The organism is uncultured Thiocystis sp. (genome assembly GCF_903866365.1).
Taxonomy (GTDB): Bacteria; Pseudomonadota; Gammaproteobacteria; order Chromatiales; family Chromatiaceae; genus Chromatium.
This window is the reverse complement of sequence record NZ_CAIPNF010000161.1, coordinates 1-12,021: the sequence shown is the minus strand read 5'-3', so window position 1 is coordinate 12,021 and position 12,021 is coordinate 1. Positions and strand designations below refer to the sequence as shown.

The following is a 12,021-nucleotide window of genomic DNA, read 5'->3' as shown; positions in this document are numbered from 1 at the left end:
CGGCGGATGGCGTCGGCCCCTTCGAGCAGATCCAGAATGGTCCCCGCGCGCAGTTCATCGACCTTGTGGACCAGACCATGATCGCGGGCCGTGATACGCGCCAGTTCGCGACAGCGGTTGGGGATCTTGAAACGGTCGCACAGGACGTCCACCAGCGCCGCGCCGCGCCCCTCATGACCTTTGTGACTGGGCAGGATATCCGGCGGCGTCGTGCCCTTGCCCAAGTCATGACAGAGCGCGGCGAAGCGAACCTCCAGATCCGCCGACAGACGCGCGGCCATGTCGAGCACCAGCATGACATGAACGCCGGTATCGATCTCGGGATGCCATTGGATGGGCTGGGGCACGCCCCACAGACGATCCAGCTCCGGCAGCAGCCGCGCCAGCGCCCCGCAGTCGCGCAGTACCTCGAAGAAGCGCGAGGGGCGGTCTTCTCCCAGCGCGCGCGCGAGTTCTTGCCACACCCGCTCGGGCACCAGCGCGTCCACCTCGCCGGCATCGACCATGGCCCGCATCAGCTCACGGGTTTCGTCCGCGACCCGGAAGCCAAGATCGGCAAAGCGCGCGGCAAAGCGGGCAACCCGCAGGATGCGCACCGGATCTTCGACGAAAGCTGGCGAGACATGCCGCAGCAGCCGCGCCTCCAGATCGGCCAGTCCGCCATAGGGATCGACGATCTCGCCCGACTCGGGTTGCGCCAGGGCATTGATCGTCAGATCGCGACGCAACAGATCCTGTTCCAGCGTCACGTCCGGATCGGCATGCACGGCGAACCCATGATAGCCGGGCGCCGTCTTGCGCTCGGTGCGTGCCAGCGCGTATTCGTCCTTCGTCTCGGGATGCAGGAAGACCGGGAAATCCTTCCCGACTTGCTGAAATCCCCGCTGGAGCAGATCGTCCACGGTCGCGCCAATCACGACGAAATCGCGTTCCGTCACGGCGCGTCCCAGCAGGCGGTCGCGCACGGCGCCGCCGACCAGGTAGGTATTCAACCCTTGCGTGGCGCTCATGCGGTGCTACCAGCCGCCAACGGGGACGGTGGACCGCTGCCGCCAGCCGGGCGGTCGGTCGCCAGGGTTGGCAGTGCTTTCAATCGATTCGTCCACGCTCGTCTCCGGATTCCGATGGTTCTGGGATTATATCCAATGCCAGGTTGCGGTTAGAATGAGCGCATCACGTGAATCACTCGTCAAGGGATACAATAGATGCGTTTTTTCGGCTACCTGATTCTACTTGCGCTGATTGGCTATGCTCTCTGGCCCTATTACACGGTATATCGACTCGACGCCGCCATCAACCAGCAGGATGACAGTCAGCTTGCCGAGTTGGTGGATTTGCCCGCCATCCGCGCCAACTACAAAAAGCGAGTTAGCTCGGGTGCCGATGCGATCTTTCCCTCCGGCGACCCTGACAGCGTCATGCACTGGATCCGTCAGAACCTTGAGCGTCTGGGCGATTCGGCCCTGGATCAGGCGGTCACGCTACCCTGGGTTCATGAAACGCTGCGCGACGCGGTCAGCCAGGCGACGGGCCAGAGTCCGCCCTATCTGCTGGCCAGTATCGGCTTCGCCTTCTTTGAGTCCTACCAGCGCTTTTTGATCCGCATCGGGGACCTTGGCCAGGGTCCGACCCATCTGCGGCTCTCGCTGGTGGACGGTCATTGGAAGATCACGGATATCGTGCCTTAACAATATTGGCACTGATTGCACGTCCGCGATGACATCATTATCACCCTGGTGGACTCGCGAGCATGTTCCTCGTCTGTTGACGGATCTGGTCGCCGCCGAAGTCGCGCGCCTGCGGCCTGGACTGCTCGGGTTGCGCAACGCCCTGGAGCCGATCGCCGCAGCCGCGGCCGAGCGGATCGGCCCGGGGCTGGGCCGGGATCTCGGGACGCTTGAACTCGACTCGTTGGAGTTTCTGGATCTGGCCACGGTGGTGGTGGTGCAGTTCCATCTTCACGAAACGGGTCTCGACGATGACCTCATGGCCAGTCGCCACCTGGGAGAATGGGCCGATCTTATCTTGCGCAGCCGCGCCCGCTGGGATGAAGCGATCAGCTTTCAGACCTCCGGCTCTACCGGTCGCCCGAAACTCTGCACCCATTCGATGCCTTTCCTGGAGCAGGAGATCGCGTACTTTGCCGACCTGCTGCGTGACCGACAGCGTGTGCTCAGCGCGGTGCCTGCCCATCATATCTACGGTTTCCTGTTTTCGGTCATGCTACCAGCCCTCTTGGGCATTCCGGTACGAAACGTGCGCGATACGCTGCCCGGCAGCGTACTCAGGCGCGCTTGCGCGGGCGATCTGATCCTGGGGCATCCGAGCTTTTTCGATCTGGCCACCCGCACTCCGGTCGCGGTGGCGGACGACGTGATGGCTCTGACCTCGACCGCGCCTTGTCCAGAAGCGGTCTGGCGTCGACTCGGCGCGGCGAGTTTTGCCAGGGTGATCGAGATCTATGGCGCCTCGGAGATCGCGGGGATTGGTATCCGCGAGGCGTTGGACGCCCCTTTCCGACTTCTGCCGCATTGGTCGCGCGTTGCCGGTTCTCATGATCGGATCCGACGGTGGCGGACGGCTGACGAAGCGGTGGAGAGTGAGCTTCCGGACCATGTCCGATGGCTCGACGACCATGCTTTCCACGTCACTGGACGTCGTGACGGAGCGGTGCAGGTTGGCGGGGTGAATGTCTTTCCGCAACGGGTGCGGCACTGTCTGTGCGAGCATCCAGAGGTCGCGGACGCGCTGGTGCGTCTGGCGAGCGTCGAGCGGGGAGGGCGGTTGAAAGCGTTCGTCGTCCCTGGTCCCGCCTGTCTTGAGACCGAGCGCTTGCCTGAGCGCCTGCAACTCTGGCTTGCCGAACGCCTGACGCCCGCCGAACAGCCCCGTTCCATTACCCTCGGTTCGCATCTGCCAAGGTCGGTTCAGGGGAAGGCGATGGATTGGGATTAGGTTTTTTCGGTGGTTAGTGGTCCGTTGCCTGCCTGCTTTTCAGGCGTAAAGCCTCCTCCGGGGGCACCGGACGCGACCAGAGATAACCCTGTCCCCAATCGCACCCGAGTTCCTTGAGCAGTTCGAGTTGCCGCGGGGTTTCGATGCCCTCGGCGATGACCTCCTTGCCGATGGAATGGGCCATGGCGATCATGCCGGCGACCAGACTGCGGTCGCGGGGGGCCTCGATGCCGCGAATGAATCCGCGGTCGATCTTGAGATTCGAGATCGGTAGCTCGCGCAGATAGACCATGGAGCTGAAGCCGGTGCCGAAATCGTCGAGCGACAGCGTGACCCCGCCACGGTCCAGGATATTCAGCGAGGTTTTCACGCTCGGCGTCATGCGCAGCAGCAGGGATTCGGTGATCTCGATCTCGATCAGATCCGGCGGCACGTCGGCGGCGTGCAGGTCTTCGAGCAACCGGCGCGCGAAGCCGCGCGCCTCCAGGTCGGCGGCGGAGACATTGATGCCAAGCCGCACGCCCTCGCCGTCGTGTTCGAGCTGTTCGCGCAGGAGCCGGATGGACTGGCGCAGCACGGCGGCGGTGACGGCGCCGATCAAGCCGTTGCGTTCGGCCGCCGGAATGAAATCGCTCGGCATGACGATCGCGCCATCCTCGTCGCGCCAGCGTGCCAGAACCTCGAAGCGCCGCTGCCGGTCGGTGGCGGCGATGGCGATCTGCGGCTGAAGCAGGATTTCGATGGCGTCCATGGGCGAGCGGCCCAGCACCGCGCGGTCGATTTCCAGGTGTTTGCGCGCCTGCGTTTCCAGCTTGCGATCGAAGGGGCGGGCACAGTTGCGCCCATCCGCCTTGGCCCAATAGAGGGCCAGATCGGCCTGCTTGAGCAACTCACCAGGCTCGGAGTCGGCGCCGCCGATGGCGAGCCCCAGCGAGCAGGTGATGGAGAAGCTGTCCCCCTCGATCAGAATGGTCTGGCGCAGCGATTCGATCATTTGCTCCACGCACGCGAGCGGATCCTCGTCCGCCGGTTGCGGCAGCAGCAGCACGAATTCGTCGCCGCCGAGCCGCGCGGCCAGTCCCTCGTCGGGCAGCGATTCGCGGATGCGCTCGGCCAGGGCGCGCAGCAGGAGATCGCCCTTGTCGTGACCGAGGGTGTCGTTGATGGTCTTGAAATGATCGATATCCAGGAGCGCGACGGAAAACCAGGAACCATCGCGTTGGCTGGATTCGATCGCCTCGGTGAGCGCCTCGCGGAAACGCGCCCGATTCGGCAGTCCGGTGAGTGCGTCATGCAGTGCGCGATGGCGCATTTCCTCGCGCGAATCGCGTAATTGATCGCGCTGTCGCGCCAGCGACTGGGCGAGGCGCTCGAAATGCGCGGCATTGGCGACGAGCACCTGCTGGATCAGATTTTTCAGCGCCAGCCCGGTCGCCAGCGCGACCGCCGACCAGGGCCGCGCATGATGGGTCCGCTCTTCCTTCCAGACCTGGAAGGTGCGGTTCGACCAACCGAGGGGACGCTCGCCATCCATGGTGGCGAACGGCAGCGAGGCCGGATCGGCGCCCCAGTTGACGGTGTATTTGACCCGTCGTCGCCCAAAGATCAGGATATCCTCGCGTCGCTCGTCGATGAACAGCGCGATGACCCCGGCGAGCCGATCCGGACAAACCGCCGCCGGCTCGAATTCGCAGGAAAGACAGTCGGTACTCCAGAGGGAGCCTGGGCGGCTACGCAGAAAATCGAGCAGCGACTGGATCTGGTCCGCCGGCAGGTTGCAATCCTGCCCCAGGAATAGCGGCTGGCCATGGTGAAAGATCTGCACCATGTCGGCGCCGATCAGATCGCGGAGCAGTTGCTCCTTGCCGATAAAACTCTCCGGAAAGGGTTGCTCGATGTCGATCTCGCCGACGATTCCATTCACCTCCGCCATGCCCAGCTCGCTCGCGCGATTGCGCTCGCGTTCCTCAATGAGCGCCAGGCGCGCGGACAGACAGCCACCCAGCTCGATCAGCCGCCGCCGCGCATAAGCGGTCACGGGATGCGGCGCGCGATGATGAAAGATCACCAGCCCCCACAGCCGTTCCTCGTCCATGATCGACAACGACATGGAGCCGTTTACATCAAAACGTTTCAGATAGTTGCGATGGATCGGCGACTGGGCGCGCAGATGGGCGACGCCGATATCGATGGCGTCGGGGGCCAGTGTCTTGCTCAACAGCGGCACGTCCGAATGATCGAGACTGGGTGCGTAGCGCAGCGGTGTCTCGCGATAGAGCGCGCGCGCCTGGCGCGGAATATCGGTCGCCGGATAGCGCAACCCCAGGATTGGGGGCCAGGCGTCCGGTAGCAGGCTCTCGGCGATCACGATGCCATCGTCATTCGGCTCGAAGCGGTAGACGACCACCCGCTCGAATCCGCTCAGATAGCGCAATGCCGCGACGGCCTCGCGGCAGACCTTGGCCACATCGGCGCAGGCCCGCAGACGCCGCTGGAAGGACTCGACATCGAAGCCACGCAGGCGCGCATCCATCGCCATCTCGCCTTGCGGCTCGATCTCCAGCAGCAACTGACCACGCCAGCGGTGCAGACGGACAGCGAGCGAGAGATCGTCAACCGGTGCCGCCGTGCTAAAGAAGGAGGGACGGAAGGCGGCGGCCTCCGCGCCCGTGCCCAAACAGTCGTGCAGCTCGGATTCGCCGTTCGGCAGGGCTCGCGTCACGGGTTCGCCCAGCAGGGCTTCCGGATCCAGCCCCAGATACAGGGCGGTATTGGCGCTGCACGCGGCGATGCGCAGCGTTTCCGGATCGACCACCAGCAGACAGCCGAACGGCTGGATCGCGCCGCAGGTGGCGATGGGTTCCGCGTCGCACTGGGAAAAATCGAACGAGGCCGCCGACAGGTTGGCCAGCGATTCGCCGAACTTACCGGAGATCAGGTCATGAGCCACCCGTTCATTCCGCGGCGGCAGTTGGCGCAGGGGCTCGACGATGATCCAGAACTCGCCGGGGCGGCTGGAGGCGCGCATCGCGATCCGGACCTGGACCGGGTGCATCTGGAAGTCGAACACGAACTCAAAGGTCGTGTTGAGGTTGCCGGTCAGGACACCCTGGCGGAAACGTCCGTAGAACTCGGGTACGACCGTGCAGGGCGCCACGTCGGAAAAGAAGTTGCGTCCGATCACCGCCTCGGGTTCGCGATTCGTGATCGCCGTCTGGGAGCGGCTGTAAAACAGGATGACACCCTCGGCATTGACGCGGATCGCCCCGCAGGGCAGGCGATCCAGTTGCTTCTCGGACAGGTTGTCCAGTTGACGGGGGTCGTGGATGTCGATGGCGTCATTGAACATCATGGGTTGGCTTCGGCTCCTGCGCGCCGCGGAAAACGGCTTATTATCCTTCAATGATCGCGCATTTTGCGTCAAGCCGAAAAAACTTCGGAACCGCGATGAACGCACCCAGCGCAAGTGGTTTCAATGGGCGATCAGCCCGTCCAGATAGCGTCCGATCAGATCCTCGGCCAGCGCCTCGGCGGTCGCGTCGCCGCCCAGGGCGAGCTTGTCGGTAATCGCCAGCACGGTAATGCCATGCACACCGCTCCAGAGCGCCTGAGCGGACCGGCGCACGGCGAGTCGATCACGGTCGGGTGCGAGAGCGGCGAGATATCCGGCCACTCGCGTAAAAAATCCCTCGATCTTCGCGAGCAGGCCAGCCGGAACCTCCGTGTCCGCGGGCAGGACATGTTCGAAGATCAGTCGCCAGCGGACCGGGTGCGCGGTCGCGAAGGTCAGATAGGCGCGTCCCATGCCAAGAATGGCCTCGCGCGGTTCCCGATACCCGGCCACGGCCGTCTCGATTTCGGCGCGCAATTCATCGAGCGTGCGTTCGTTGATCCGCAGGATCAGAGCGTCGCGGTTGCGGAAGAGAAAATACAGGCTGCCCACCGTGTAACCGATCCGTCCCGCGACGGCGCGGGTCGTCAGCGTCGTCGGTCCTTCCTCCTCCAACATGGCCACGGCCGCATCCAGCGCCAGGGAGGTCAGCTCTTCCTTGCCGTGTTCTCCGCGTCTGCCCATGTTATTCCGCCAGGTGCGGTTGCAATGCCATTATTTGGTCAAGGCCATGAAAAGCTGGGGGAGCTTTTCCGGGAGCCGCTCGACTCGGTCGATCACGGTGAAGCGGTTGCCGAAGCAGTCGCGGACGTATTCGTCGGCGTGGCTATCGAGGTTGATGCAGTAGGTATAGATGCCCTGCTGGTCGAGTTCCTGGACCGCCTTGTGGGTGTCCTCGATCAGCAGCCGCTCGTCGTCCACGTCGATATCGTGGGGCTGGCCGTCGGTGAGAATCAGCAGCAGCTTTTTGTCCGCCTGGCGGGCCTCCAGATAATGGGCCGCGTGGCGTAGCGCGGCGCCCATGCGGGTGGAATAACCGGCTTCCATCGCGGCGAGACGCCCCTTGACCTGATCGTCCCAGCCCTCGCCATACCCCTTGATATGTTGATAGCGAACCTCGTGACGGGTGTTCGACGAGAAACCGGCGATGGCGAACTCGTCGCCCAGATGATCGATGGCCCAGCCGAGCAGGGCGACGGCCTCCTGACTGAGTTCCAGGATGGTTTGGCTGCATCCGTCCGGGATCTGATTGAGCGACTGCGAGAGATCGAGCAGGAGCATGACGGCGATGTCGCGCCCGTCGTGGCGGTGACTCATATTGATCCGCGGGTCCGGCGTGGCCCCGCCGCGAAAGTCGATCAGCGAACGGATGGCGACATCCAGATCCAGTTCGCTGCCCTCTTCCTGATAGCGCAGTCGCACGTACTGCTGGGGCTTGAGCAGGTCGAGGATCTGCTTCAGTCGCTTGGCCAGCATCCGGTGCTTGTCGAGCAGGGCGTCGATATGGGCGGGATCGCCGCTGGGATGCAGGCCCTCGTAGAGACTGACCCAGTCCGGGCGATAGGTCTTGCTCTGGTAGTCCCACTCCGGGTAGTGGCGGGGCGGCAGGGTCTCGACATCGTCGGCCTGACGCGGCTTGCGTTCCTCGAAGGCTTCCTCTTCGTCACCCTGCTCGATGTAGCGCCAGAGGTGGCGGTTGTCGTCGCGGTAGTCGACCTCGGTGTCGGTGAAATGGACGTTGGGCGCGAGATCCTGCTGACGGCGAGTGCGGGCGATGTAGCTGATGGCAAGGTCCGCGATGGCCTGGGTGCTGGACGAACCCTCGGCCAGTTCGGCGTGAAAGCGGGCGACGAAGTCGAGCAGGTTCGGGTCGCGGTAGCCGTGGTCCGGGTCAAGGACGGCACGGGAGAACATCGCGAGACGATGGCGGATACAGGACTCGCGCTCCGGGTCGCAGGCATCCTCTGCCGGCGTGGGGTGCAGGGCCAGGAGGATCCGGCGCAGTCCGGGGTACTCGCGCAGTGCCAACGATTCGACCCGACAATCCTCGAAGGTCTCGACCGCAATGCGCTGGAAGGGGCTGAGATTGTCCGCGACAAGCGAGCCGCTCCAGCGCAGATGGGCGGCGACATGGGCGAGCAGCGCGCGGTAGCGGTCGATCCCGGCGACCCCGTCGCGGTCGTCGTAGCAGTCCGGAATCCGCACCCCGAGGGCGTCGAAGTAGGGCAGGGGCTTGCGCGGTTCGTCGAAGGCATCGGAATAGGGGACGAAGGTCTGGCGTTCCTGCCACAGGGCACGCAGATACAGATCGAGCTGGCGCTCATGGTCGACGAATAGGACGCCGTGACGCTCGCGCTGAAGGACCGCCCGGCTATCCGCCGATTGCAGACTGAAATAGTCGCGCTGGCGGTCGGGGTGGTCGGCATAGTGGCGCAGGCCATAATCGAGCCAGTTGCGCAGGCCATGGCAGGTGAGCTGGCTCAGGAGGTAGGGGATCCGCTCCAGCAGGTCCGGAAGGCTCGGACTCGGGATGGTGGTGTGGAAGCCGTGGATAGAGCCGGTGGTGCGCTCCATGAAGTCCAGAATCATCGCGGTATAGCGGGTCAGCAACTCGGCGCTAGCGAGGCGGCGCGCCGCCTCGGCGATGCTCTGCAGAAAGGGCAGAATCGCCTTGCCGTTGGGGCTGCGCGAGAGCTTCCAGACCGTCTGCGAGACCAGCGCCAGGGTCTCTTCGCCCAGATCGGCGGCGACCCTCGGCATCTCTTCCAGATAGACCAGCACCGGCTCGAACCCGCGCCCGATGCGGCAGATCAGCGAGGCGCCCTCCAGATAGTCCCGGATCCCTGTCTCGCTCAACAGGATCCGGGCCTCGGTCATGCAGTCGGGGAAGACCTGGTCGAGCTGGGGAAAATTACAGCGCAGTTGCTGGCGCAGCGGGGCCAGGATTTCGGGCGGAAGCGGTGCTGGGACAGGCATGGATGGCTCCGGCGGGGTTATGACGGGTCGGGCAAGACCGCGAGGTACTCGGCCGGCTGCTGCTTATCAATCGAACCCTGACGCTTTTTTCGCGAACTCGGGCATGAAAATCACCTCGCTAAGCGGCCTCACCAAGATCCGTTTGCGGTTTGCCGGATGCGACGGATGTCAAGGGGACGCTGTCCAAGTACAAAGTATCCGGACAAAGATCGAGTCCGTTGCTCCACTGAATACTCCCGAGGAACGGTCTTACCGAATTGAACACGCCACGATCCTTGAGTTGCTGGAACAGTCCTTTCTCAAGATATGGCAACACGTCGAACACGCGAATTTCGCCGTTCTCAAAGCGTAGATTAAGAGAATAGTCGTGGTTGGGTTGAACGTCTGTCACACGCGGGTTCATGACCAAGTACCTATTTCAAAGGATCGATCTTAAAGATTTCCCTGCCCGAGGAAGCCAATACCCAATCGGCCATCAATTCGTCTTGATGGTCGAGACGATGATCCCGAAAAACATCGATACAATCGCCATCATCCTGCCTCCCTATATGACCAGGCTGCAAATCACTTGGTGCTATTGCCTTCGCACCTGATCTCCAGGCATACCCTGTCGTAGGAGCGGGTTTGAAACCCGCTCCTACGAGGAGAATGTTTTCCGGAAATCGCCTTAGGGAAACACCGCATCGATCGCATGGTGCAGCGTCGAGCGAATATCCTCGTCGTCGGTGATCGGGTCGACCAGGGCCATGCGGCTGGCCTCGCGCGGCGCGATGCCCTCGTCCATCAGGTTGGCGGCGTAGACCAGCAGGCGGGTGGAGATGCCTTCGTCGAGTCCGTGGCCCTTGAGGTTGCGGGCGGCGGCGGCGATCTTGACCAGGGCGGCGGCCAATTCCGGGGCGATGCCGGTTTCGGTGGCGACGATCCGGGTTTCCAGGTCGGCCGGCGGATAGTCGAAGACGAGAGCGGAGAAGCGCTGCTTGGTCGACTGCTTCAGATCCTTCATCAGGGATTGATAGCCCGGATTGTAGGAGATCACGAGCTGGAAGTCCGGATGGGCGGTGACGACCTCGCCCTTCTTGTCCAGCGGCAGACAGCGCCGATGGTCGGTCAGCGGGTGGATGACCACGGTGGTGTCCTGACGGGCCTCGACGATCTCGTCCAGATAGCAGATGGCGCCGATGCGGGCGGCCACGGTGAGCGGGCCATCCAGCCAGCGCGTGCCGGTGGCGTCCAGCAGATAGCGCCCGACCAGATCCGAGGCGGTCATGTCCTCGTTGCAGGCGACGGTGATCAGCGGTTTGCCCAGTCGCCAGGCCATGAATTCGACGAAACGGGATTTGCCGCAACCGGTCGGCCCCTTGACCATCACCGGCAGGCGGCGCCGGTAAGCGGCCTCGTAGAGTGCGATCTCGTTGTCCAGGGGCTGATAGAAAGGCTCCTGGCTGACCTTGTACTGCTCGGTGTCGATGCTCATAGTGGCTCGCGGGGGATGCGGGGGATGCGGGGGATGGGTTGCCTGGCGTTTCACGGCGCGCATGCGCGGATCCTACTGGGGCTCGGTCCGCGCAGCGGACCCTACGCAACCCCAACGCCTCGTCCGTAGTGTCCGCTGTGCGGACCTGAATCCTAGCGCAAAAAGCCCCCGCGGGGCGGGGGCTTTTGTTCGCCGGATCAGGCTCGGAGAACCAGACCGCTTACTTGTGCTCGGCCGCCGCGCCGAGCTTGTCGCGCCAGCCCGGGAAGAGCTTGTCGGCGTCGAGCGGGAAGGACGCGAAGGCGCGGGCGAATTCCTTGTGCTCCTTGGCGAACTCGATCGGGTCGGCGCCGGTCTTCCAGCACTCGTAGGACTGATGCAGCGAGATCGCGCCGGCCGCCGGGGAGTCGATGTGGCCGTAGGCACCGCCGCCGGCGGTGTTGATCACGTTGCCGTGGCCCAGGTTCTCGAAGAAACCGGGCAGACGCAGCGCGTTCATGCCGCCGGAGATGATCGGCGTGGTGGGCTTCATGCCGTGCCACTTCTGATAGTAGACCGGACCCTGGCACTCGTCGCGCTCGATCATGTAGGCGATGATCTTGTCGTCCGCGCCGCCTTCCATCTTGCCGTAGCCCATGGTGCCGACGTGGATGCCGGAGGCACCCTGGAGGCGGGAGATCTTGGCCAGCACGAAGGCGGTATAGCCGCGGTTGGCGGACGGCGAGGTGATCATGCCGTGGCCGGCGCGGTGATAGTGCAGGTACTGGTTGGGGTACTGACGACGGGCGGTGGTGATCATGCCGGGACCGCCGACGAAGCCATCGACCAGGAAGGCGACCTTGTCCGCGTCGGGTCCGAAGGTCTCCAGGATGAAGTCCGCGCGGGCGCACATCTCATAGTGATCGTCGGCGGTGATATTGGCGGAGAACAGCTTGGCCTGGCCGGTTTCGTCCTGCGCGCGCTTCAGTGAGTCATAGACCAGCGGCATGACCTTCTTGGAAGGGCAGAAGGTCTGATTGCCCTGGGGCTCGTCGTTCTTGATGAAGTCGCCACCGAGCCAGAACTGATAGGCGGCGTGCGCGAAGGGCTCGGGACGCAGGCCGAGTTTGGGCTTGATGATGGTGCCGGCGATATAGCCGCCATCCTTGATCGGGCGCCCGAGGATACGCCACAGGTCGGAGATGTCCTTGGCCGGACCGTCGAACAGCTGGATGGCGCGCTCGGG

Annotated in this window: 9 protein-coding genes; 2 read left to right on the top strand and 7 right to left on the bottom strand. The window is 63.8% G+C overall.

Features of this window, described 5'->3' with window-relative positions:
* The coding region (locus QZY07_RS09160; protein WP_295401771.1) for a multifunctional CCA addition/repair protein at positions 1–1,010 on the bottom strand (1,010 nt) is incomplete at its 3' end.
* A gap of 195 nt (positions 1,011–1,205) precedes the next feature.
* On the opposite strand from QZY07_RS09160, the gene QZY07_RS09155 reads away from it, so the two are divergent.
* Together QZY07_RS09155 and QZY07_RS09150 are read left to right on the top strand one after the other, a co-directional pair.
* The gene (locus QZY07_RS09155) at positions 1,206–1,688 is read left to right on the top strand and encodes a DUF2939 domain-containing protein (protein WP_295401769.1); all 483 of its coding nucleotides are present in this window, start codon (positions 1,206–1,208) and stop codon (positions 1,686–1,688) included.
* Positions 1,689–1,716: 28 nt separating this feature from the next.
* Positions 1,717–2,955, top strand: a complete 1,239-nt coding sequence (locus QZY07_RS09150) for an AMP-binding protein (protein ID WP_295401767.1) — start codon at positions 1,717–1,719, stop codon at positions 2,953–2,955.
* Positions 2,956–2,968: 13 nt separating this feature from the next.
* On the opposite strand, the gene QZY07_RS09145 is transcribed toward QZY07_RS09150, so the two are convergent.
* The 6 genes from QZY07_RS09145 to QZY07_RS09120 all read right to left on the bottom strand — a co-directional run.
* A complete protein-coding gene (locus QZY07_RS09145) occupies positions 2,969–6,307 on the bottom strand; it encodes an EAL domain-containing protein (RefSeq protein ID WP_295401765.1) in 3,339 nt (1,112 codons plus the stop codon).
* 120 nt (positions 6,308–6,427) lie between these two features.
* Positions 6,428–7,030: a TetR/AcrR family transcriptional regulator gene (locus tag QZY07_RS09140; protein WP_295401763.1), complete on the bottom strand. Its 603-nt coding sequence runs from the start codon at positions 7,028–7,030 to the stop codon at positions 6,428–6,430.
* A gap of 30 nt (positions 7,031–7,060) precedes the next feature.
* Positions 7,061–9,322: a VWA domain-containing protein gene (locus QZY07_RS09135; RefSeq protein ID WP_295401761.1), complete on the bottom strand. Its 2,262-nt coding sequence runs from the start codon at positions 9,320–9,322 to the stop codon at positions 7,061–7,063.
* A gap of 118 nt (positions 9,323–9,440) precedes the next feature.
* Complete coding sequence (locus QZY07_RS09130; protein ID WP_295401760.1) at positions 9,441–9,725, bottom strand: DUF2442 domain-containing protein; 285 nt, start codon at positions 9,723–9,725, stop codon at positions 9,441–9,443.
* A 264-nt stretch (positions 9,726–9,989) separates the two neighbouring features.
* Positions 9,990–10,796, bottom strand: a complete 807-nt coding sequence (locus tag QZY07_RS09125) for a CbbQ/NirQ/NorQ/GpvN family protein (protein ID WP_295401758.1) — start codon at positions 10,794–10,796, stop codon at positions 9,990–9,992.
* Positions 10,797–11,016: 220 nt separating this feature from the next.
* On the bottom strand, positions 11,017–12,021 hold a 1,005-nt coding region (locus tag QZY07_RS09120), incomplete at its 5' end, for a ribulose-bisphosphate carboxylase (RefSeq protein ID WP_295401756.1).